This is a genomic window from Ruegeria sp. PrR005 (assembly GCF_010500245.1).
Lineage (GTDB): Bacteria > Pseudomonadota > Alphaproteobacteria > Rhodobacterales > Rhodobacteraceae > Ruegeria_B > Ruegeria_B marisflavi.
The window spans coordinates 62125-85151 of sequence record NZ_JAAGOX010000012.1 but is presented as its reverse complement, the minus strand read 5'-3'; the positions used below and the strand labels follow the sequence as shown (position 1 = coordinate 85151).

Genomic DNA, 23027 nt, shown 5'->3' with positions numbered 1-23027 from the left:
CATAACCCGAAATCCATAAACAGAGGTGGCTCACTTCTCGATGAAAAACCCGGCTCACTTCTGGGTGGAAATCAACATGATGCTGTCTTTGAGGCGCTTGGGCGGTTCCTGGGCTTGAGATTTCGCCAGTAGCGCCTTGGCCTCTTCCACAGAGGGCAGTTCGCTGGGATCACCCAGGCGCTGTTTCAGCTGTTTTGACTTAACCCCGCACCAACGGGACAAGGAGTAAATATTGCCATCGTGATCAACGGCGACGAATCCTCGGCGTTCGCCACGCGCTAGGGCAAAGCCATGTTCCCACAGTGCAGCCGCGAAGGATGACCGCGAATCCGAGCGTTCCCAACATTCCTGAAACAGCGCTTTAAGCGCCTTGGGGTCACGGTCCAGCCGCTTGGCTTGCTGGGCTTCTTCGCGGGAATAGTTCAACGGATCACGCTGGCGGAAATTCTCGAACCCCGCGGGCATGTCCCATCCATGCTCAACGTAAAGTTCACGCGAGACCGCCATCAGCTTGCGCTTAAAGTGGGGCAGGTTGATCGCGTTCATCGTGTCGGTATCGATCCGCGACCAGACGCAATGCGCGTGGCGGCGACCTTCCTTCTCGTGGAATACCGCCGCATAAGGTTGACCCGCAAGGCCGAGCTTTTGTGCAATCCGCTCAATCGTCGCCTCGAATACCTCCACCGGCACGGATTCCTGCGGTGACGGGTTCAAGGACAGCGAGAAGAGATACTTCTGGCATTGCGTGGCATGAGACAGGGCTTCCGCTTCCGCGAAAGCCCCGACCAGATCGTCAGCCACGAATCCATGCACGGCATGCACAGTCACATGCTCATTGTCACGGGCATTCATTAAATGCCGCGCCAGCTCAGCCCCGTGGCCGCGTGCGTTGCCTTCCAGGATCATCGGTCAGCTCAGTCGTTTAGCGCTGCAATCAGCAGGGCGCGCATTTCTGTGATCGCCTCATAGGATTCGTTGATCTGCGCTTTGACTTCATCATCCACGACCAGCGCGCCAACATTGGCGTGATAGGCCAGCTGGTTGAGATTGGACGCCATGCGAGATTGCCCGAGCAGCGCCAGACATTCGGCCAAGGCTTTCTTGTCCGCCACCGTGTCTTTAGGCCGCCGCTTGCGCCGTTTCTCTTCCTCAGCAAACACACACGCCCGGATATAGGCGCTGAGCGTCATGCCCGCCGCCAGCTCTTCGAGGCGCACACGTTCATCCGCTGTCAGGCGGAGCGTGACAGGCGATACATCGCTGCGCCGCGTGCCTTGCCGACGAGGCTTGTAGTCCCGCTGTTTCTTCGCTGGCTGATTTGCTGCTTCGTTGAATGCCGATGAAATGACCGGCTCTTGTCCTGTCCATCTCATCGCTTGATCCCCCGTGCCTTGGTTGCACCTTGGGGAGCAACGGGTGGATCGGCCCGAAGATCGGCAGAGTGTTCACCATCGGGTGGGCCTTCAGGTGAATTCGTTCCCGTGATTTCGAGCTCCACACCTTCTTCGAGCATACGAAGAAAGTGCGAAGCCTCAGGGTCAGAGTCGATTTGGTCCGCCCAATCTTCCAGCTCATCAAGCAGAGAAAGGGCATCAAAAGGTTCTAGGTTGCTCCGATCAGGTGCACCATTCATCCCTTTGGATCAGATTTTTTTCGCGGCAGCGCCCGTGTTGACGGGCGACTGCCGGTGGATAAGGGTCAGACCGGAAGGCGGGCGCCGGTGCCCATGCGGTTCCACAGGTTCATCATTGCGACCGAGGCGGTGAGCGCTGCCACTTCCTGTTCCGACAGTTCTACGCGCACCGCCGAATAATCGGCATCTGAAACCTCGGACCGCTCCAGCCGCGTCAGCGTCTCGGCCCAGGCCAGCGCCGCCCGGTCTCGGGCAGTGAAGGCGCTTGTTTCCGGCCAGACCGCGATCAGATGCAGCAGCATTTCCGGCAGACCGTCCCGCTGCGCCTCTTTCACATGCATGTTGACGCAATAGGCGCAGCCGTTGATCTGCGACACCCGGATCTTGGTCAGGTGGACCAGGCGGCTGTCGGGATTGGCCTGGGAGATGGCGGTGTTCAGGGCCAGCATGGCCTCGTAAACCTGTGGTGTCTGCTTGCTAAAGTCAAAGCGCATGGGCGGGTGTCCTTTCGGGTCATGTGTTGCAGAAGAATCATCGATAGTTTATATCGATGATTTGCGAGGGCAAGCAGGTATCGGCAAGACAGGGCGGAGGGACGGCATGCGACGATTGGGAGATGGGGTTGAGGCGGCGCTGCATTGTGTGGCGGTTCTTGCGGAGCTTCCCGAGGACAAGGTCCTGTCCGGCCGTGATCTGGCCGCCTTGCACGGCCTGTCGGAAAGCTACCTGCTCAAGCATATGCGCGCGTTGACCGCCGCAGGTGTGACCGAGGCGGTGCCGGGGCCACGCGGCGGGTTCCGTCTGGCCCGCGCGCCGGGGCAGATCTCGCTGCTCGACGTGGTCGAGGCGGTGGATGGTCCCGGACCGGCCTTTGTCTGTCGTGAAATCCGGCGCAAGGGCGATGTGACCAGCAACGACCCCTGCGCCTATCGTCGGGACTGTTTCATCAAGCGCCGCATGATGACCGCCGAAGAGGCTTGGCGCGCGTCGCTGCGGGGGCAGACCTTGGCCGACCTGATGGCGGATGCCCGGGCCGAGATCGACCCCGAGAACATGCGCGCGGTGGGTGGGTTTATCCAGGAAAAACAGCGCTGAGGGCAGGGGGTCGTTGTGGTCTGAGGCGCGGATTGCGTTGGTACTCGTGCTGTGCCGAGAACACAGGTTGTCATGATCGCTTATGGCGGGGATCAGCGTGGGGCCAAAGACGGGCCGCTGACAGGCATCCCGCCAGGCCGAAAAGGGCCAGAACCGCCAGCGTGAACTCAGGCGTGGTGACGGTGGCCAGCCAACCGGCCAATGGATAGGCGAGCAGCCAGCAGGCATGCGACAGCGCAAACTGGGCGGCAAAGAGTGCGGGCAGATCCTCGGGTCCGGCAGAGCGGCGCAAGAGCCGACCCGAAGGGGTCAGCGCGGTCGCAAACCCGATGCCACTGACGAACCAGGCCAGCAAAAGCGGCGGGAAGGACAGGTCAAACAGCCTCACCCAGAGCGCCAGCGCCAGTCCGGTCACAGCCATTGCCACCCCTCCCGCCAGCATAACCCAACGGTCGCTGAGGCGCGTCAGCAGCCGGGGCAGGGCAATCGCGGCCAGCATTGAGCCGCCGCCAAAGGCGCCTAGCGCCAGCGCGACCATCCGGTCCGACCCGCCCAGCCCGCTCTTGACCATCAGTACCGTGTTGACGAGCACCATTGCGCCCGGCATGGCCACGGCGAAGTTCAGCGCCAGCAGCCCCCGCAGGCGAGGCGTGGCAAGGTACAGCTGTAGGCCACGGGTGGTGCGGTCCCAGATGCCGCGGCGCTTGCTCGCGACGATTCTGGGCAGGGAAACGCTTGCCACCAACAGGGCCGAGCCGCAAAATCCCAATGTGGTTCCCACAAACAGCGTGTCAAAGGTCACCACGCTCAGCAGGGCGGCCGCCAGGGCCGGGCTGACCAGGCTTTCCAGGTCATAGGCCAGCCGCGACAGGGAAAGCGCCTTGGTATAATCCTCTTCGTCGGTCAGAAGCGTCGGAATGATGGCCTGAAAGGTCGGGGTAAACCCCGCCGAGGCCGCCTGAAGCACGAAGATCAGCACATAGACCTGCCAAATCTCGGTCACGAACGGCAGGCTCAGCGCTGCGGCGGCGCGCACTAGGTCAAGCGTCACAAGAACGCGACGCCGGTCCATGGCCTCGGTCACCGCCGCTGCGACGGGGGACAGAAAGACATAGGCCAGCATCTTGATGGTCAGGGCGGTGCCCAGCACAAGGCCGGCCTCGTCTCCGGCCATGTCATAGGCCAGAAGCCCCAGCGCGACGGTGGTGAGCCCGGTTCCGGTCAGCGCCACCACCTGAGCAGCGAAGAGGTGGCGATAGGCGCGGTGGCGCAGAACGTCGATCATGGGTCTATGGCGCGCAACGTTGTCCTGATGGAGGATGCCCCGCCGTAAAGCGGGGCATCGGGGTCACTCGGCCGGGGTCGGCGTATCGGTGGGCGGTTCGGGGTCCTTGCTGCCCTTTACCCATTCCCGGGCGCCCTGCATCACCGCATAAAGCACCGGCACCAGAACAACGCCGATCACCGTCGCGGCCAGCATGCCGCCAAAGACGGCGGTGCCGATCGCTTTCTGGCTGGCGGCTCCGGCGCTGTTCGCCGTCAGCAACGGCACCACGCCCAGCAGGAAGGACAGCGCCGTCATCATCACCGCACGAAAGCGCTGGTGCGCGGCCTCGGCGGCTGCCTCTCGGATGCTCATCCCCTTGGCGCGCTGTTCCATCGCGAATTCCACGATCAGGATACCGTTCTTTGACGCCATGCCGACCAGCATGATCATGCCGATCTGGGTATAAAGGTTGATGTCCGAACCGACGATGGCGACCGCCAGCACCGCGCCGAACATCGCGACGATGACCGACAGCAGGATCGAGACCGGCATCGACCAGCTTTCGTATTGCCCGACCAGGAACAAGTAGCCGAACAGCACCGCCAGACCCAGGATCACCTGGACCATTCCGCTCGAACTCAACTGTTGCTGCGCTGTGCCGGTCCATTCAAAGGCATATCCGGGCGGCAGGGCATTGGCCGTTTCCTCGGTCATCACCCGGATCGCGTCGCCCGTGGACAGACCAGGGGTGGGAACTGCCGTCACGGTCGCGGACCGGAACAGGTTGTGCCGTTTCAACAGCACGGGCCCGAGCACGTTTTCGACATCGACAAGCGTGCCCAGCGGCACCATCTCGCCCTTGGTCGAGCGGACGTAGAGGTTGCCGATATCCTCGACCTTGTCGCGATAGCTGCCCTCGGCCTGGATCATCACCCGGTAGACTCGTCCGAACAGGTTGAAGTCGTTCACGTAATACGACCCCAGATGCGCCTGCATGGTCTGGAAAACCTCGGCCACGGAGACTTCCAGTGTCTTCGCCTTTTCCCGGTCCAGATCGACAAAGAGCTGCGGCACGTTCGCGCGGAACGTGGTGTAGCTCTGCGCAATCTCGGGGCGCTGGTTGGCGGCATAGACCAGCGAACCGACGGCCGAGGCCAGATCCTGGGCCGAGCCGCCTCCGGTTTGCTGCACCTCCATTTCAACCCCTGCCGACATGCCCAGACCCTGGATCGGGGGGGGGTTGAAGGCCACGATCGACGCCGCGCTTTCGCCCCAGGCGATGGAGAGGATCTGGTCCAGAATGGCGTTTGCGCTCAGATGCTCCTCTTGCCGTTCGCTCCAGTTGTTGAGGTTGACGATGATCATCGCGCCATTGGGCGTCACGCCGTTCAGCATCGAAAACCCGTTGACCAGAACGGTATTGGCAACACCGTCGATGGCCCGGAACTGCTCGTTCAGCCGGTCGGTGACGGTTTCGGTTCGCGCCAGCGTGGCCGCATCCGGCAGTTGCACGTCGACAAAGAGATAGCCGTTGTCCTCCAGCGGCAGGAACCCTTTGGAGGTATTGCCGAACAAGGTCCCGGTACCCACACCCAGCGCCGCGATGATGCCGAGCGAGACGACCGGCAAGATCAGCAGCTTGCGCACGATGGCGACATAGCCGTCGCGGGTCTTGCCGATGACGCCTTCGAACAGCGCCAACAGACCTTTGGGCGGGCCTGAGCGAGCCTTGAGCACCATTCCGCACAGGGCGGGCGACAGGGTCAGCGCGTTGATCGAGGAGATCACGACCGCGGTCGAGATCGTAACAGCGAACTGAGAGTAGAGCCGCCCGGTGATACCGGGCATGAAGGTGACCGGCACGAACACCGCCAGAAGCACCAGCGTGGTGGCAATCACCGGGCCGGTGATCTGTCCCATCGCCTTGCGCGTCGCCTCGGGCGGGCTCAGCCCCTCTTCGGCGATGATACGTTCGACGTTCTCGACCACCACGATCGCATCGTCCACCACGATGCCGATGGCCAGCACCAGCGCAAAGAGCGAAATGGTGTTCAGCGACATGCCAAAGGCCAGAAGGAAAGCGAAGGTCCCGATCAGAGAGACCGGGATCGCCACCGCCGGAACCAGAGTGGCCCGCCAACTTCCCAGGAAGACGAACACCACCGATACTACCAGAACAAAGGTCAGCATCAGGGTCGTGACCACGTCATTCAGCGATTGTTCGACAAAGTCCGTGGTGTTGAACGGGATTTCGTATTCGACATCAGCGGGGAAGGCGCGCGAGAGCCGTTCCAGCTCGGCCGTGACACGCTCGGACACCGCCAGCGCGTTTGCGCCCGGCGCCTGGTAGATCGCCAGGATTGTCGCCTGTTTGCCCTGGAAATACCCGGACGCGTTATAGAACTGGGCCCCCAGCTCGACCCGGGCGATATCACCGACCCGCACAATGGCCCCGGCGTTGCCGGTCCGCACCACGATGTTCTGGAACTCCTGGACCGAACTCAAACGGCCCTTGGACTTGATCGTGTATTGAAAGGTCTGGCCCTCGGGCGCGGGTGGTGCGCCGATCTGGCCCGCCGACACTTCGAGATTCTGTTCCCGGATGGCGGCGATCAGATCGCCGGGCGTGATCCCCAGCGCGGCCATCTTGTCGGCGTCCATCCACATGCGCATGGCATATTTGAGGTCGGTCAGCACATCGGCCTTGCCCACCCCCTGAACCCGGGCCAGTGCGTCCTTTAGATTGATCGAGGCATAGTTCGACAGGAACACGCTGTCATATGTGTCATTGGGCGAGGTGAGGGTGACCACCATCAGCATGTTGGTCGAGGATTTCTGGGTCACAACGCCCGAGTTCGTCACCTCGGTCGGCAGCGCCGACAGCGCCTGCGCCACCCGGTTCTGCACGTTGACCGAGGCGATGTCGGGGTCGGTTCCGACCTCGAAGGTCACGCTCAGCGAATACGATCCGTTGTCGGCCGAGCTTGACGTCATGTAGAGCATGTCGTCGACGCCGTTGACCTGCGCCTCGATCGGGGCGGCAACCGCGTTTTCGACCGTTTCGGCATTGGCGCCGGTATAGTTGGCCGAGACACTGACCACCGGTGGCGTGATGTCGGGGAACTGGGCGACCGGCAAGGCCATGTACCCGATGGCCCCCATGATGGTCAGAACCAGAGAGATGACAAAGGCCAGTTTCGGCCTGCTGATGAAAAGCGCCGAGAACATGGCTTAATCCTTGGGTTGTTCGGCGGCGACGACCGCGTCGACGGCCACGCCGGGCCGCACGCGTTGCAGGCCCTCCACGATGACGCTTTCACCCTCGCGCATGCCGTCCAGCACGATGACGGCGTTGCCGACCGTGTCGCCGGTGGTGACATAACGTTGTTCGACCATCTGCTTGTCGTTGACCACCAGAACGAATTCGCCGCGCTGGTCGCGCTGCAATGCCGCCTGGGGGATCAGGACCTGTCTTGTCGGCTCCAGCGCCGAAATGCGTACATGCACAAAGGACCCGTCGACGATCAGCCGTTTCTCATTGGCAAATTCGGCCCGCAGGACGATCGCGCCGGTCAGCGGGTCGATCCGGTTGTCGATGAATACGATGTGTCCGGTTTCGTCCAGGCTGGTGCCGTTGGGCAGGGTGATATGCACGTCCGGGCTGCGCTTGCTTTGGGCCAGGCTGTCGGTGGTTTCCCCCAGTTCCTGAAGGACATTGACCAGCTGTTTTTCATTCAGGGCAAAACTGACATAGATCGGTGCCTCGCGCACCAGGGTCACAAGCGGCGGATTGCTTGGGCCAACCACATCACCTTGGGATGTGGTCACCCGGCCCATGCGACCGGAGAAAGGCGCGCGGATCTCGGTATAGCTGAGGTCAAGCTCGGCCTGCTGGATCGCCGCATGCGCCGATTTCACAGCCGCTTCGGCCACCAGTTCGTTGGCGCGGGCGATATCGACCTCGGAGGCCGGGGTTGCCTCGCGCCGCAACAATTCTTCCTTGCGGGCCAGTTCCACCTTTGCCAGTTCCAGATTGGCCTGGGCCTTGTCCAGGTCCGCCTTTCGGGCATCGAGGGTCGCCTGGTAGAGGTCGGGCTCGATGCGGAACAGCAGGTCATTTTCGGCCACAAGGCTTCCGTCCTCGACCATGCGCTCTTGCAGAAAGCCGTTCACGCGGGCCACGATATCGACCTTGTCGATCGCATCGCCCCGGCCGATGAAAACCGCCTCTTGCGTGATGTCCTGCGAATATGCGGCGGCCACCGATACCTTTGGCGCGGGTTGCTCGGACGATTGCGCGGCTGCGGAACAGGAAAGACCAAGGCCCAGCACCAGAGAGAGGGCTGCCGTTCGAACTCCCGTGCCTGCGCCGGAGAAACCGAAAAAGGTAAAATTGCCTTGCATGGAGAACCTCTTCAAAAAGTGTCTGGGCCGCTATCGCCCTGGTCCGCCGAGATGCGGTCCGAGTCGATCTTGGTTTGTATCGACAATGACGGCAAAGGCCGGATTTCTCAAGCAAACCGTGGCTTTGCAAACGGGGGCTTCATGCGGGCTTCCGCCCCGCGGTGGCCGGGTCTAGTTTGAACGGATCGAAAGAAACCGGGAAACCGCCATGAAAAGACCCGATGACGGCAGGCATTTCGTCTTTGTCCTCGACGAAGGCTTTACGATGCAGGCGTTTTCGTCGGCGGTCGAGGTGCTGCGCCTGGTCGAGCGGGTTCGGCCGGGCTCGGGCTATGCTTACAGTGCCGCCAGCTTGTCGGGTGAGCCTGTGGCGGCCTCGAACGGGTTCCGGCTGATTCCCGATTTTGGGGCCGCGCAGTTGCCGCTCCGGTCTGTTGTTGTGGTGGTGGCGGGCGTCCGCGCCAATCGCAGCGAGGAACCGGCGCTGGCGGCACTGATCCGGGGATGGGTGCGCCGGGGACATCCGGTCTGGGGCATCTCGTCGGGCGTGGTGCGGCTGGCGCAGGCGGGCATTCTGGACGGTCGCCACGTGGCCGCCCATTGGGAAGACGTGGCCTATCTGCGCGATTGCCACCCAGAGGTCAAAGTCAGCGCCTCTTTGTATCTGGCGGATGGTTCGGTGATGACCTGTGCGGGAGGGGGCGCTGCGACCGACATGATGCTGGGTGTGTTGCGGCGTGATCTGGGCGCCGAGGTTGCCGACGAAATCGCCGCCCGGCTGGTGATCGACGCGGTCCGCAGCGGTCAGGCGCAGCAACGGCGCGCGCTCGAGATGCGGTTCGAAACCAATGATCCGATAGCTTTAGCCGCCCTGCGTCTGATGCGGGCCAACCTGTATTCGCCGATGCGGGTCGCCGACATCGCGCGTGTTCAGGGGGTGACAGAGCGCAAGTTGGAGCGGGTATTTGCGCGGCAGTTCGGCAGGACGCCCAATGCGCTTTACACCGAACTCCGGCTGACCGAGGCGCGGGCCGAGGTGCAGACCGGGCGGCGCAGCCTGACCGAAATCGCGCTTGACTATGGCTACGGCCCCGCAGGGTTCGGGCGTGCCTACAAGCGGGTGTTCGGCCTGCTGCCGTCGCAGGACAGATCGTCGAATTAGGTCAACTGATGCGTCGCAAAGGATCAAGTGTGCTTTGGGCGATTGGTTTAGCTTCTCCTTGACACACGCGGAGGCCCAATGACCCACCCCCTGATAATGGTCGCCCCCAATGGGGCGCGGCGCGGCAAGGCCGATCATGCCAGACTGCCGCTCGACCTGGCAGATATCGTGGCAGAGGCCATCCTCTGTCATGCTGCGGGGGCAGGCGCGTTGCATTTGCATGTGCGTGACGCCGACGGCGCGCATTCGCTGGACGCAGGTCGCTATCGCGAGGCGCTGGGTGAACTGGCGTGCACGGTGCCGACCATGGCAGTGCAGATCACCACCGAATCGGCGGGCATCTACGGCCCGGCAGAGCAGTTCGCCTGCCTTGACGCGCTGCGCCCGGCCTGGGCCAGCGTCTCGCTGCGCGAGATCGCGCGCGATCCGGATCTGGCACCGCGCCTCTATGCACTGGCCGCCGATCAGGGCATCCGCCTTCAGCATATCGCCTATGACCAGGCCGATCTGGAGCTTTTGGCGCAGAGCCGGGCGGCGGGGATCATCCGTCCTGAACAGGACGAGGTGATCTGCGTGCTGGGCGCCTATGCGCCGCCGCGGGCGGGGCGGCCCGAGGAACTGGCCACGCTTGCCCCGGCGCTGGATGGTTTGCGGCTGGGCCTCTGCGCCTTTGGCGCGCAGGAACAGGACTGTCTGCTTGCCGGTGCCGGTGTGGGCGCCGAGATTCTGCGCGTCGGATTCGAGAACAACCTGCTGTCCCCCGATGGCAGCCCCTGGCCCGACAATGCCGCTGCGGTGGTCTCGCTCCGGCATCACCTGGAAAGGAAAGCGGCATGAGCCATGTCTTCCCCCGTCACTGCCACGCGCAATTGCCCACTGCCGTGGGCGGCGATGGCTGCTACCTGATCGACAGCACCGGCAAGCGCTATTTCGACGCCTCGGGCGGGGCGGCAGTGTCCTGCCTGGGCCATTCCAACGAACGGGTGCGGCAGGCGATCAAGGATCAGGTGGACCGGCTGGCCTTTGCCCATACCGGGTTCTTCACCTCGGACCCGGCCGAGGAACTGGCCGATCTCTTGATCGCCAACGCGCCCGAGGGGATCGAGCGGGTCTATTTCGTCTCGGGCGGATCCGAGGCAGTCGAGGCCGCGATCAAGCTGGCGCGGCAGTATTACCTGGAGGTGGGCCAGCCCGAACGGCGCCACCTGATCGCCCGGCGGCAGAGCTATCACGGCAACACCCTTGGGGCGCTGGCGGCGGGCGGCAATGCCTGGCGGCGGGCGCAGTTTGACCCGCTCTTGATCGGGGTCAGCCATATCGCGCCCTGCTATGAATATGCCGAACGGGTCGAGGGCGAGAGCCTGGCCGACTATGGCCGCCGCGCGGCGGATGAACTGGAGGCCGAGATCCTGCGCCTTGGCGCTGACACGGTGATGGCATTTATCGCCGAGCCGGTGGTGGGGGCCACTTTGGGTGCGGTGCCGGCGGTCGAGGGGTACTTCGCCCGCATCCGCGAGATTTGCGACAAGTACGGCGTACTCTTGATCCTCGACGAGGTGATGTGTGGCATGGGGCGCACCGGTCATCTCTTTGCCTGCACGGGCGAGGGGGTGCGGCCCGACATCGTCACCATCGCCAAGGGGCTGGGCGCGGGCTATCAGCCGGTGGGGGCGATGCTGTGTTCGGGGGCGATCTATGACGCCATCGCCAGTGGCTCGGGCTTTTTCCAGCACGGGCATACCTATATCGGTCACCCCGTCGCCACCGCCGCCGGGCTGGCGGTGGTGCGCGAGATGCTGGAACACGACCTGCCTGCGCGGGTGCGGGCGCTGGAACCCGTTATGGAACAGGCGTTGCGCAAGGCGTTTGGCCAGCATCCCAACGTGGGTGACATCCGGGGCCGGGGGTTGTTCTGGGGGGTGGAACTGGTCGCTGATCGCGATGGCAAGGTGCCGTTTGACCCGGCGAAAGGCGTGGCGGGCAAGCTCAAGAAGGCCGCCATGGCGCAGGGGCTGATCTGTTACCCGATGCCTGGGACACGCGACGGGCGCAATGGAGACCACGTTCTGTTGGCACCGCCGTTTGTCATGGCCGAGGAGGACGCCGGGCTGATTGCGCAAAGACTCGCGGCCGCACTTGAGGACGTGTTGCGTTGACAAGCACAGCGGCTGAACGGGGGCAGGAATTTTTGGAAATTCCTGTCTCCAGCGCCTTGGAAAGGCGCTGGAACACGATTTGAATCAAATCGTGTTTACAAGGTTTCGATGAAACCTTGTCGTGCGGTCAGGACCGCACGCCGGAAAACCGCTGCTGCCAGCCTTCGCGATCCTCGTCCGAGATCTTGGCAAACAGCACTTCGGGCACCGTGAAAGCGTGACCCGGGGCCAGAACGCCCAGCGCGCCGGCCACATCCTCGGGCCAGCTGTCGTCTGTTGTCTGCATCGCCTCCAGCATCCGCGCCGAGGAGGCAGGGATGAACGGGGCCGAGAGCACCGCGTAGAGCCGGATCAGGTTCAGCCCCAGCCGCACCTGCGCCGCCGCCTGCACCGGGTCGGTCTTGAACAGGGTCCAGGGGGCGGCGCTTTGCAGGTACTCGTTGCCGGCGGCCCAGATCGCGCGCAGCTCCTGCGCCGATTTGCGGACCTCCATCGCCTCCATATGGGCCTCATAAGCGCGCACCCGCGTCGTCAGTTCCGCGATCAGCGCCTCTTCCTGCGGGCCGTATGCGCCGCCCTCCGGCACGGTCTCGCCGAATTTCGAGCGGCAGAACTTGGTGATGCGGCTGACGAAATTGCCCAGCACATCGGCCAGGTCCTTGTTCACGCTGGCCTGGAAATTCTCCCAGGTGAACTCGCTGTCGCTGTTTTCCGGCGCATGGGACAACAGCCACCAACGCCAATAGTCCGCAGGCAGGATCTCCAGCGCCTGATCCATGAAGACGCCGCGGCCCTGCGAGGTCGAGAACTGGCCGCCATCGTAGTTCAGGTAGTTGAAGGATTTCAGGTGGTCGACCATCTTCCACGGCTCGCCGGAACCGATCAGCGTGGCCGGAAAGCTCAGCGTGTGGAAGGGCACGTTGTCCTTGCCCATGAACTGCACATAGCGCACGTCATCCGCGCCCTTGTCGGTGCGCCACCAGCGTTCCCATTCGGCGTCGCTCTTGCCATGCGCCTCGGCCCATTCGCCCGCACAAGCGATATATTCGATCGGCGCATCGAACCAGACGTAGAAGACCTTGCCCTCCATTCCCGGCCAGTCCTGCTCGCCCTTCTTCACCGGAATACCCCAGTCCAGATCGCGGGTGATGCCGCGATCCTGCAAGCCGTCGCCGTCATGCAGCCATTTCTTGGCGATCGAAGTGGTCAACACCGGCCAGTCGGATTTCGAGTCGATCCAGGCGTCGAGCTGATCCTTGAGCGCCGACTGGCGCAGGTAAAGGTGCTTGGTCTCGCGTACCTCCAAATCCGTCGATCCGGAAATGGCCGAGCGCGGCTCGATCAGGTCGGTCGGGTCCAGCTGCTTGGTGCAGTTCTCGCACTGGTCGCCACGCGCCTTGTCGTAACCGCAATTGGGGCAGGTGCCCTCGATATAGCGGTCGGGCAGGAACCGGCCATCGGCATTGGAATAGACCTGCCGCTCGCTCACTTCGCGGATCAGGTCGTTCTCGGCCAGCTTGCCCGCGAAATGCTGGGTCAGCTTGTGGTTCTGCGCGCTGGATGAGCGACCGAAATGGTCGAAGCTCAGGCCAAAGCGGCGGGCGATATCGGCCTGCACCTCGTGCATCTCGGCGCAGTACTCGGCCACCGGCTTGCCCGCCTTGGCGGCGGCCAGTTCGGCGGGGGTGCCGTGCTCGTCGGTTGCGCAGAGGAACATCACCTCGTTGCCCCGGCCGCGCTGATAGCGCGCATAGAGATCCGCGGGCAGCTGTGAGCCCACCAGATTGCCGAGGTGCTTGATCCCGTTGATGTAAGGGATCGCCGAGGTGATCAGAATACGTGCCATAGTCCCACTTCCGCGAAAATCGTGTGGGCTTCCTTTAACGCAGGCAGACAGGGGGAGAAATCCCCCTTTTCGGGGCAGGCCCTTAATTCTCTTCGCGCGAGCGTTTCAGAAGGCGCCCGATGGTGAACGAGGTCCGGGGCGAGAACACATAGCTGGTGCGCTCTTCGGGTGTGGGCCGGGCGCGCATGCGGGTCAGGCCAAAGCCGATCAGGAACAGATGCGCGGTAGCGATCAGGCCAAAGAGCGCGGGCGGCCCGAACCCTTCGATCAGGGTCGAGGCGATATAGGGGGCGGCGATGGCGCCGAGCGCGTACCAGAACATCAGCGCCGCCGACAGCTCGACCCGCTGTTCCGAGGTGGCGAAGTCGTTGGCATGGGCCGCCGAGATCGAGAAGATCGGGAAGGAGGTAAAGCCGAACAGTCCCGCCGCCAGCATCACGCCCAATGTGCCGGTCCCACCGGCCGCCGCGATCACGCCGCAGGCGCCCATCGCCGCGACCGAGACCCAGATCAGTACCCACCGGCGGTCGTATTTGTCGGCCAGCCACCCAACCGGGTATTGCGCCGCGACCCCGCCCAGCACAAAGGCGGCGAGGAATAAGGCGATCTGGTTCACCGCCAGCCCGACCTCCTGACCATAGACCGGTCCGACCATCCGGAACGAGGCGGAACTGACCGCGGCCACGATGACCCCGGCGACAGCCAGCGGCGAACAGGCCCAGGCCAACCCGGGCCGAAGACGCGGAGCTTCAGGGGTTTCGGGCTGGGACGCCTTGCTCAGCGTCAGCGGCAGCAGCGCCGCACAGCACAGGATCGCCAGCAGGTTATAGGACACGTAGGAGGCGGGCGGCAGCACCGCGATGATCAGCTGCGCACAGAGCGAGGCACCGGAATCGGCGATCCGGTAGGTGCCCATGGCGCGGCCCCGGATCTCGTTGGTCAGCTTGGCGTTCAGCCAGGCCTCGATCACGGTGTAGCAGCCCGCCACACAGATGCCCGACGCCACCCGCATCACGGCCCAGGCATAGGGATCTTCGGTCAGGGTATGGCCGATCAGCCCCATGGCGCCCAAGGCGGTGCAGGCGGCAAAGGCCCGGGAATGGCCGACCGACCCCATCAGGCGCGGTGCCCACCAGCAGCCGATGAAGAAGCCGAAGAAATGCGCCGAACCCAACATGCCGATCTCTCCTTTGGAGAAACCCAGCGTGATGCCGGAAATCGCATCCAACGGCCCGACACCGCCGGTCGACAGTTGCAGCAGGATGACGGACAGGAACAGGGCGGCAAAGGAAATGATCGTGCGCATGACTTTGGCTGGTAATGGGATGGGGCAGAGGTGTCCTCTGATTTATCGACGTTTTGAGGTCGATTTCGACCCTTTTGTCATTCGGCACGCCGGATCGTGGCGGATATGTCCAGATCGACCCGGTCCCGTACGATATCGGCGCGGCCCGATGCGCCAAAGGCACGACGGCTGACGCTGCCAGTCAGCCGGATTTCAAGGAAGTCCAGATCCTCGGGCGCGCTTCCGGGCTGGCGGTAGAGCGCGACCCGCAGGGTGACGGGCCGGGTGACGTCGCGGATGGTCAGGTGGCCGACGATCTCGGCGCCTTCGGAGATCCGGCCCTGGGGGCCCAACCGGATTCGGGCCGAAACAAAGCGGGTCTCGGGATAGCGTTCGGCCCACAGGATGTCTGGCCCCAGCATCGCCTGCCGCGCCAGTGGCAGCGCGACCCGTGCCCTGGCCACGTCAAGCGTGACATCGACGCTGCTGCGGCTCAGGTCCGAGAGGTCGACCAGTACTTCGGCGCGGGCCACCGGCATGGTGCCGCGCAGCCGTGTCCCGGCAAGATCGAAACTGAAACCCACCTCGGACCGGTCACGATCCAGAACATAGCGCGCCGGAGCGGCGGCCGCGGGCCCGAGCGCGGGCAACATCAGGATGGCGGCAAGCAGGGCGCGGCGGGTGAGAAGGGGCATGGACGACCTCCTTTGGGCCGGTGTCCGGAGAACTGTCAGGCGAGAACCGCCTGTGCCCGCGGCCGGGACCGCGACAGCAGCCAGAGCGCGATGGCGATATTGAGCGCGTTCCAGGCGATACCGTTGATGAAGGCGAGCTGATAGCTGGAGGTCAGATCATAGATCCAGCCCGTCATCCAACCGCCCAGAGCCATGCCCAGAATGGTCATCATCAGCACGAATCCGACGCGGGCACCGGCCTCGCGCGGGGGCATGTATTCGCGCACCACCAGCGCATAGCTGGGCACGATGCCGCCCTGGCTGAGACCGAAGAGCGTGCTGATCACATAAAGCGGCACCATCCCGTCATAGGGGAGGAACAGGAACAGCGCCGCGCATTGCAGCACCGAGCCGATAAGCAATGTCCTGAGCCCGCCCAGACGGTCGGCGACAAGGCCCGAGATGATCCGGCTGACCACGCCTCCCAAGAGCATCAGCGACAGCATTTCGGCCCCCACCGCCGGGCCATATCCCAGCCCCACGCAATAGGACACGATATGGACCTGCGGCATCGACATCGCCACGCAACAGCCGATCCCGGCGATCCCCAGAAGGTATTGCAGCGCCCGGGGGCTCAGCCCGACACTGCGCGCGTTGACCCGGGCAGTGGCGGCGGCGGCCAGATGCGCCTCGTCCGGCAACCTGCGGCGCAGGACCAGCGACAGTGGGATCACCACCGCCAGCGTCAGTACCGCCAGCGACAGGTACACCGCCTGCCAGCCGCGCCCGGCCAGGACATCGGCCATCAGGGCGGGCCAGATGGCGCCGGCCAGGTAGTTGCCACTGGCCACCACCGCCACGGCAATACCGCGCCGACGCATGAACCAGTGCGAGATATCCGCCATCAGCGGCCCGAATCCGATCGCGGTGCCCAGCCCCATCAGCAGATGCGCCAGAGAGAGCAACAGGATGGTTGGCGCCATCGTCGCCAGCAGATAGCTCAGCGCCGACAGCAGCGCCGCCCCGATCAGGGCGCGGGTCACGCCCATCCGGTCGACCAGGCGGCCCAGCCACATGTTGCCAAAGGCAAAGCCGATCATCGTCAGCGTATAGGGCATCGTCGAGGCGGCCCGGCCGGTGCCGAATTGCGCCTCGATCGCGGGCATCACCACGATCACCGCCCACATTCCGGCAGAGGACACCGCCGCAATGGCCAGGGTGATGGCCAGTCGGAACCATGAATAGGCGCTGTCGTGAACCGGATGAGTCATGCCGGCACGCTAGGGCTGGTCAGGAGAATTGACCAGTGACTTTTTCGGCATCGGGGCCGACCCTGTCAGCCGTGGCCGGGGTTTGCAGATCCAGCCCGCCCCCGGATCTTTTCCGAGTGGCCAGCCAGGTCTTTGGCGGTAGCGTCCGGGCGCGACTGCGGGTCAGGGTCCAGCGTTGCGTCTTCGCAAGATGGGCGGTCGCCATGTGCCAGCGGGTTTCGATCCCCGGCGCGCCGCCTTCGCCCGGGCACAGCAGCAGACCCAGCGCCGGCGTTCCCCGCATCGCGCCCTGTTCGGCGGCCAGATGCAACCGGCGTACCGGCGTCAGCCCGGGCGGGCCGAGCAGGTCGGCCACCACCAGCGGCACCGCACCGCTGCGCAAGGCCTCCTCCATGCACCACAACAGATCGTCATTCCGGTTCGGATGCACAAAAAGAAATCGCCCCGGATCGGCGAATGCCGCCATCCCGTCGGGATTGGGGCGCCCGGAGTCCCAAGACGGTGAGAGCCAGAGGATCGGCCCCTGCATCCGTTCCGCCAGCCACAAGGCAAATGTGCGTCTTGCCGGGCCGCAGGCCTCGTGCGCGCGGGCCAGGGGCAGCCGGGCCTCGGGATGCAGGGCAAGAACTGGGTCACGCGCGGAAGATCGGGAGGACAGAAGCTGAGTCGGCATGGTGCGCAGGATAGTTTGTTCACTTTATGTTCTCAATGGGGCCGTGCATATGCGCCTGCTGCGGGCAGATGTCCAGATTGGCCGACAGACCGGACGGGGCAGGGCTCAAAAGATGAATTTCATGAAGAACCGGACAGGCCCGCAAACTCCCCCTGGTTGCGGGCCTGACGCTTGGTGAGTGGCGATGTTTCGCAGATACACATTTAGCAAACGGCCGACGCGGGCACCAAAGCTAAAGGGGATAGGGGAACTATACCAAAGGATAGTGTTCAATTCGATCAGTCAGTTGACAGAGGCACCGTCTGCCGCAGTTTTCCCGTGGTCTTGTCAAAGATCAGGATGCGGTCGTCATCCGTGACCACCGCGTACCAGTTGGAACCGATGGTCACCGCAAGCGCCCCGGCCCCATCCGGCAATTCGACCTGCTCCGGCAGTGTCGGGGTTCTGTCGCTCAGGCGGATGACAATCAGCGCGAATGTGACTAGAACCCCGCCAATCATCACCGCGGTCAATGCCATGACCATGCGCCGCAGCAGTCTCAGCTGCGGGGTTTCCTGCGGTATCTCGGGATCGGAAGGGGCGGTCATGGATAAGGCCAGGCTGGAATTTGTCATCGCGGCGGCGCCGCCGCCCCGCCTTGATAAGGCGCTTTCGCGGGATGTACCAGAGGAGGCGGCGTTGTCGCGCACCCGGCTGGCCCGGCTGATCGCCGAGGGTGCGGTCACCGTCGATGGACAGGTGATCACCGACCCCAAGACGCGTGTCGCCGAAGGCGCGCGGGTGGCCATTGCCCTGACCGAGGCCGAGGAAAGCCATATCGCGCCCGAGGCGATCCCGCTGGTGGTGGTCTACGAGGATGACGACCTGATCGTGATCGACAAGCCCGCGGGTATGGTGGTGCATCCTGCGCCCGGCACCCCCTCGGGCACGCTGGTCAATGCGCTGCTGGCCCATTGCGGCGACAACCTGTCGGGGGTGGGCGGGGTGAAACGACCCGGGATCGTGCACCGGATCGACAAGGATACCAGCGGTCTTTTGGTGGTGGCCAAGAGTGACGCCGCCCATCACGGTCTGGCCGCGCAATTCGCCGCCCACAGTGCCGAACGGCATTACATCGCGCTCTGCTACGGGGTGCCCGATGGCAGCGACCCGCGCCTGCGCGGGGTCAAGGGGGCCAGTTTCGAGCCGGGAAATGTGCTGCGCCTGACCACGCAGCTGGCCCGGCACCCGCATGACCGGCAGAAACAGGCGGTGATCTTCCACGGTGGCCGGCATGCGGTGACACGGGCGCGGGTGATCGAAAGCTTTGGCATCCCGGCGGCGGTCTCGCTGATCGACTGCTGGCTGGAAACCGGCCGCACCCATCAGATCCGTGTGCACATGGCCCATGCCGGCCATGGGCTGTTGGGGGACCCGGTCTATGGCGGGCGGCGCAAACTGTCGCCAAAGGCGCTGTCGCCCGAAGCGGTCGAGGCGGTGGCAGGGTTTCCGCGCCAGGCGCTGCATGCCGCTGTCCTGGGCTTTGAACACCCGGTGACCGGCGCGGCCATGCAGTTCTCTTCGCCGCTGCCGCAGGATTTCAGCGATTTACTCGACATCCTGCGGAGGCGGTGAAACAATCCGCACGGCAAGGTGATAACCAAGGTCTCACATTTTCTTAATCGAAGCTTAATTTTGGCACTGTACTGATTGGTACTTGAATGGGCAGTATAGGTGACCCATATCCTATGTTAAGTCCTTAAACATTTGGGAGGGACACAGAACAATGGCGAATTACGCAAATCTCCCGGCGCCGACGCCCGAAGGCGGCTTGAACCGCTACATGCAGGAAATCCGCAAGTTCCCGCTGCTGGAGCCGGAAGAGGAATACATGCTGGCCAAGCGCTGGGTCGAGGAACAGGATACCGAGGCCGCGCACAAGATGGTCACCAGCCACCTGCGCCTGGCGGCCAAGATCGCCATGGGCTATCGCGGCTATGGCCTGCCGCAGGCCGAGGTGATTTCCGAGGCCAACGTGGGTCTGATGCAGGCTGTCAAGCGGTTCGACCCGGAAAAGGGGTTCCGCCTGGCGACCTATGCCATGTGGTGGATCCGTGCCGCGATCCAGGAATACATCCTGCGCTCGTGGTCGCTGGTGAAACTGGGCACCACCAGCGCGCAGAAAAAGCTGTTCTTCAACCTGCGCAAGGCCAAGGCCAAGATCGGCGCTCTCGAAGAGGGCGACCTGCACCCCGACAACGTGCGCCAGATCGCCAAGGACCTCGGCGTGAGCGAGGACGACGTGATCAGCATGAACCGGCGCATGTCGGGCGGCGATGCGTCGTTGAACGCGACCGTGGGCGCCGAGGGCGAAGGGTCAATGCAATGGCAGGACTGGCTTGAGGACGAAGACGCCGATCAGGCCACCGATTATGAAGAGCGGGATGAACTGGAGGCGCGACGTGAACTGCTGGTTGCCGCGCTTGACGTGCTGAACGACCGGGAAAAGGATGTGCTGACCCAGCGCCGCCTGATGGACCAGCCGGTGACGCTGGAAGATCTGAGCGCGCAATACAATGTCAGCCGCGAACGCATCCGCCAGATCGAGGTGCGCGCCTTTGAAAAGCTGCAAAAGCGCATGCGCGACCTGGCCCGCGACAAAGGCATGCTGACCCCGGCCTGACCGGCCAGAAGGTGAGTATTTATGGCGGAGTGAAAAGAGGGGCCCGGCGGGGCCCTTCTTGATTTTGCGCAGGCTCAATAGAGGGCGCGCTTCGTTTGGGCAGGGAAGAGGCCCAGGAGGCGATCCCGTCAGGAGCTAGCGCAGCCGGGCGCGCAGAACGCGGACCATGTTATCGCCCATCACCTTGCGGATCTGATCTTCGGTCACGCCTGCATCCAGCAGAGCCGAGGTGAGTGCGGCCAGTTCGGAGGTGTCGAATGCGGTTTCCACCGAACCGTCATAGTCGGACCCCAGAGAGACATGATCGGCGCCCACTGTCTCGATCGCCTTGACGATCATCTTGGCGATACCCGTGGGCGTGATATCGTCACAGGCGACCTCGGCCCAGTAGCCCATGCCGATTACCCCACCGGTGGCGGCGATCTCGCGCATCAGATCGTCGGGAAAATTGCGTTTCACCGGGCAATGGCCGTGCAGGCCACCGTGGCTGACCACCAGCGGCATGTCGGTCATCGCCAGCACGTCGCGCGCCACCTGCTGGCTGGAATGGGCTAGGTCGATCACCACCGGACGGCGGGCCAGTTCCGCCACCACGGCGCGGCCAAACTCGGTCAGGCCGGTATCGGCCTCGCCATGCAGCGAACCGCCCAGTTCGTTGTCAAAGAAATGTTGCAGGCCATAGACCCGGTGGCCTGCGTCATAGATCGGGTCGAGATTGGCCAGATCGCCCTCGAGCGGATGCGCCCCCTCGATTCCCAGGATGCCACCCACCACCGCCTCGCCGCGGGCCTTGGCGGCGAGCACCGCTTCCAGATCGGCGGCTGTCTTGATGATCTTGAGCCGGCCTTCGGCTGCGGCCTCGACCTTATGCAGCTTTTCGGCCTGCCAGATCGCCCGTTCGCGCAGGCTGGTCCAGGTGCGCAGCGGCCAGAGCTGGCCCACCGCCAGAAGGGTGATATTGTCAAACGCCTCGGCCGAGTTGCTGTCATAGTTCTGCCCGGCGGGCGATTTGGTAACGGCGGTAAAGACTTGCAAGGCCACGTTGCCCTCGATCAGGCGGGGCACATCGACCTGGCCCCGGGTGCCGCGCTGGCTCAGGTCGCGGCTCCAGAGCAGCGGATCGGCATGCCAGTCGCCCACGACCAGCGTCTTGTGCAGGGCGGCGGCGCGGTCGCTGACCGGATAAGGCGCGTGGTCGATCACATTGTTCGATGTGTCCTCGACATAGGCGGGCAGAAAACCGAAGAACCCCACGGCTCCGATCACCACCGCCAGCGCCAAGAGCCGCGCCACCCATTTCAGAACCTTCCGCATGACCCACTCCATGATGCGATTTGGCGCCAGCCTAAGCGGCGAACATGTCAGGACAAAGACTGACCCTGCGTCGGGTCGGGCGGATTAATGCGGTGGCATGGTGACGTCCGGACAAGGCAATGAAAGGGCGCATGATGGCTCCGTCGCCTCGGACTCCCGATTGGCCATGAAGGGCATGCCTTATGTGTGGGGTCCAGGAGCAACCGTTTTTGGTTTGCAGTGGGCCGGGACGGAACCCCAAGGTCCGGTACCATTATTGCACTTGACCACGGATTGCACGAAGCTGATTAAACTCGGCACAGTGGGGCCCAATGCAAAACGCGCAACGATCGCATACTACCGATCGCCCTGATAACCCGCTGGATGCGGTCTTGCGGGACCGTCTGCATCTCTCGGAAGAAAACCGTTTTGGTTTGGGTCTGGTGCGCTCGTGCCTGAACGCAACGGATGCCATCAGTCGCCTGTTCTTTCGCCAGCCGTTTGTGGCCTTGCGCGAAACCGAGGATCTGCTGGACGAGATTGCCGAACTGAATGGCAAGGCGCTGGTCGATCACATTCTGGGCCGTAATGGAGGCACGACGGTTGTGGCCCATGGGCTGGAAAACGTCCCGGCGGCCGGTCGGGTCATCATCGCGTCCACGCATCCGACCGGTATGTTCGATTTCGTTGCCCATGCCGGTGCGTTGCTGGGCCGGCGCCCGGATCTCAAGGTGGTTGCCAACCGGGAAACCGAGCGGTTTCTGGGCGAGGACAGCATCGTCCCGGTCGATATCAACAAACGCAACCGCGCTGTTTCCACCAATGCCACTTTGGCCGCAATGGAGGCCCATCTGATGGGCGAGGGCGCGTTGCTGGTTTTCGGATCTGGCCGGGTGCCGAGCCTGCTGAACGGCCGGCTTGTCGAACCAGAGTGGCGCAGCGGGACAACCCGCATGTCGCTCCATTGCCAAACGCAAGTTGTTCCCGCTGCGCTCGACGCGCGAAACACGCGCTACTATTACGGTCTGCGCAGGCTGGCCCAGTTTGTCAGCGGCGGCGACGAAAACTTCGGTGCCATGGTCGGCTCTTTGCGATATGCCGCTGAACTGATGGAAAAACTGGGCGGCTCCTACGACGTATTCTACGGCGCGCCACACCCGCCGGGTACGCGACCCGAAAGCCTGAAAGCCAGCGCCGAGGCACTGGTGCCTGGGCTCTACGGGACCAGCCAGCCGATTGCGGGGCAAGACCAGCCGTCCAAGTGAGGCCGAACCGGCAAAGCTTTTCAAAGCGTGGCTCGGGCGGTAATCTCGACCGCAGAGCGGAGGTGAAACATGGCCGGAGGCTGGGCCCGCGACGGCGCGGTAAGCGAACAGATCGAGGCGTCGATAACCGACGAGCTGGCGCGGCTGAAGGCGCGCCGTGCACCGGTGGGCGAGAGCCTGACCCATTGCGCCGAATGCGAAGAAGAGATCCCCGAGCCGCGCAGGCAAGCGATCCCGGGGGTGAAACTGTGTCTCGACTGTCAGCAGGAACGCGACGGCACCTACAAGGCGCGCGGCGGCATCAACCGGCGCGGCTCCAAGGACAGCCAACTGAAGTGACG

General features: G+C 63.8%; 21 protein-coding genes. 8 read left to right on the top strand and 13 right to left on the bottom strand.

Annotated features, from left to right (window positions below; all coding sequences use genetic code 11):
* Positions 1–54 precede the first annotated feature (54 nt).
* From G0P99_RS10315 to G0P99_RS10305, 3 genes are all read right to left on the bottom strand, one after another.
* Positions 55–906 carry a relaxase/mobilization nuclease domain-containing protein gene (locus G0P99_RS10315; protein WP_164129458.1) on the bottom strand — a complete coding sequence of 284 codons (852 nt, stop codon included), beginning with the start codon at positions 904–906 and terminating at the stop codon, positions 55–57.
* Between the two features lie 8 nt (positions 907–914).
* The gene (locus G0P99_RS10310; protein WP_164129456.1) at positions 915–1373 is read right to left on the bottom strand and encodes a hypothetical protein; all 459 of its coding nucleotides are present in this window, start codon (positions 1371–1373) and stop codon (positions 915–917) included.
* Between the two features lie 325 nt (positions 1374–1698).
* Positions 1699–2127 carry a carboxymuconolactone decarboxylase family protein gene (locus tag G0P99_RS10305; protein WP_164129454.1) on the bottom strand — a complete coding sequence of 143 codons (429 nt, stop codon included), beginning with the start codon at positions 2125–2127 and terminating at the stop codon, positions 1699–1701.
* Positions 2128–2233: 106 nt separating this feature from the next.
* Between G0P99_RS10305 and G0P99_RS10300 the strand changes: the two genes are divergently transcribed.
* Positions 2234–2728, top strand: coding sequence for an Rrf2 family transcriptional regulator (locus G0P99_RS10300; protein ID WP_164129452.1), 495 nt, complete (start codon positions 2234–2236; stop codon positions 2726–2728).
* A 70-nt stretch (positions 2729–2798) separates the two neighbouring features.
* Here G0P99_RS10300 and G0P99_RS10295 read toward each other — a convergent pair whose 3' ends face one another.
* The 3 genes from G0P99_RS10295 to G0P99_RS10285 form a co-directional block, all read right to left on the bottom strand.
* Complete coding sequence (locus tag G0P99_RS10295; RefSeq protein WP_164129450.1) at positions 2799–4013, bottom strand: MFS transporter; 1215 nt, start codon at positions 4011–4013, stop codon at positions 2799–2801.
* 63 nt (positions 4014–4076) lie between these two features.
* Positions 4077–7223: an efflux RND transporter permease subunit gene (locus G0P99_RS10290; protein WP_164129448.1), complete on the bottom strand. Its 3147-nt coding sequence runs from the start codon at positions 7221–7223 to the stop codon at positions 4077–4079.
* 3 nt (positions 7224–7226) lie between these two features.
* Positions 7227–8399, bottom strand: a complete 1173-nt coding sequence (locus G0P99_RS10285; RefSeq protein ID WP_164129446.1) for an efflux RND transporter periplasmic adaptor subunit — start codon at positions 8397–8399, stop codon at positions 7227–7229.
* A 208-nt stretch (positions 8400–8607) separates the two neighbouring features.
* Here G0P99_RS10285 and G0P99_RS10280 point away from each other — a divergent pair, with 208 nt between their 5' ends.
* The 3 genes from G0P99_RS10280 to G0P99_RS10270 all read left to right on the top strand — a co-directional run bounded on the left by G0P99_RS10280 (position 8608) and on the right by G0P99_RS10270 (position 11717).
* The gene (locus G0P99_RS10280) at positions 8608–9561 is read left to right on the top strand and encodes a GlxA family transcriptional regulator (protein ID WP_164129444.1); all 954 of its coding nucleotides are present in this window, start codon (positions 8608–8610) and stop codon (positions 9559–9561) included.
* Between the two features lie 78 nt (positions 9562–9639).
* Positions 9640–10398, top strand: coding sequence for a 3-keto-5-aminohexanoate cleavage protein (locus G0P99_RS10275; protein WP_164129442.1), 759 nt, complete (start codon positions 9640–9642; stop codon positions 10396–10398).
* The gene (locus tag G0P99_RS10270) at positions 10395–11717 is read left to right on the top strand and encodes an aspartate aminotransferase family protein (RefSeq protein ID WP_164129440.1); all 1323 of its coding nucleotides are present in this window, start codon (positions 10395–10397) and stop codon (positions 11715–11717) included. The genes G0P99_RS10275 and G0P99_RS10270 overlap by 4 nt, the downstream gene beginning before the upstream one ends.
* 127 nt (positions 11718–11844) lie before the next feature.
* On the opposite strand, the gene metG is transcribed toward G0P99_RS10270, so the two are convergent.
* From metG to G0P99_RS10240, 6 genes are all read right to left on the bottom strand, one after another.
* Complete coding sequence (metG, locus tag G0P99_RS10265) at positions 11845–13563, bottom strand: methionine--tRNA ligase (RefSeq protein ID WP_164129438.1); 1719 nt, start codon at positions 13561–13563, stop codon at positions 11845–11847.
* An 82-nt stretch (positions 13564–13645) separates the two neighbouring features.
* Positions 13646–14869 carry an MFS transporter gene (locus G0P99_RS10260; protein ID WP_164129436.1) on the bottom strand — a complete coding sequence of 408 codons (1224 nt, stop codon included), beginning with the start codon at positions 14867–14869 and terminating at the stop codon, positions 13646–13648.
* Positions 14870–14946: 77 nt separating this feature from the next.
* Positions 14947–15543 carry a YceI family protein gene (locus G0P99_RS10255; RefSeq protein ID WP_164129434.1) on the bottom strand — a complete coding sequence of 199 codons (597 nt, stop codon included), beginning with the start codon at positions 15541–15543 and terminating at the stop codon, positions 14947–14949.
* A gap of 35 nt (positions 15544–15578) precedes the next feature.
* Complete coding sequence (locus G0P99_RS10250) at positions 15579–16793, bottom strand: CynX/NimT family MFS transporter (RefSeq protein WP_164129432.1); 1215 nt, start codon at positions 16791–16793, stop codon at positions 15579–15581.
* A gap of 19 nt (positions 16794–16812) precedes the next feature.
* Positions 16813–17466, bottom strand: a complete 654-nt coding sequence (locus G0P99_RS10245; RefSeq protein WP_239059764.1) for an ImuA family protein — start codon at positions 17464–17466, stop codon at positions 16813–16815.
* A gap of 278 nt (positions 17467–17744) precedes the next feature.
* Positions 17745–18053, bottom strand: coding sequence for a DUF6476 family protein (locus G0P99_RS10240; protein ID WP_164129430.1), 309 nt, complete (start codon positions 18051–18053; stop codon positions 17745–17747).
* Here G0P99_RS10240 and G0P99_RS10235 point away from each other — a divergent pair.
* Positions 18052–19080, top strand: coding sequence for an RluA family pseudouridine synthase (locus G0P99_RS10235; RefSeq protein ID WP_164129428.1), 1029 nt, complete (start codon positions 18052–18054; stop codon positions 19078–19080). The two genes, G0P99_RS10240 and G0P99_RS10235, sit on opposite strands and share 2 nt — an antisense overlap.
* Positions 19081–19231: 151 nt before the next feature.
* Entirely contained in the window at positions 19232–20128 is an 897-nt protein-coding gene (gene rpoH / locus G0P99_RS10230; protein WP_164129426.1) for an RNA polymerase sigma factor RpoH, read from the top strand.
* A 135-nt stretch (positions 20129–20263) separates the two neighbouring features.
* Here the strand turns inward: rpoH and G0P99_RS10225 are convergent, their stop codons facing one another.
* On the bottom strand, positions 20264–21442 hold the full coding sequence (locus G0P99_RS10225) for a dipeptidase (protein ID WP_164129424.1): 1179 nt from the start codon (positions 21440–21442) through the stop codon (positions 20264–20266).
* A gap of 371 nt (positions 21443–21813) precedes the next feature.
* On the opposite strand from G0P99_RS10225, the gene G0P99_RS10220 reads away from it, so the two are divergent.
* Together G0P99_RS10220 and G0P99_RS10215 are read left to right on the top strand one after the other, a co-directional pair.
* Positions 21814–22686, top strand: coding sequence for a hypothetical protein (locus tag G0P99_RS10220; RefSeq protein WP_164129422.1), 873 nt, complete (start codon positions 21814–21816; stop codon positions 22684–22686).
* A gap of 69 nt (positions 22687–22755) precedes the next feature.
* Positions 22756–23025 carry a DksA/TraR family C4-type zinc finger protein gene (locus tag G0P99_RS10215; RefSeq protein WP_164129421.1) on the top strand — a complete coding sequence of 90 codons (270 nt, stop codon included), beginning with the start codon at positions 22756–22758 and terminating at the stop codon, positions 23023–23025.
* Positions 23026–23027 lie beyond the last annotated feature (2 nt).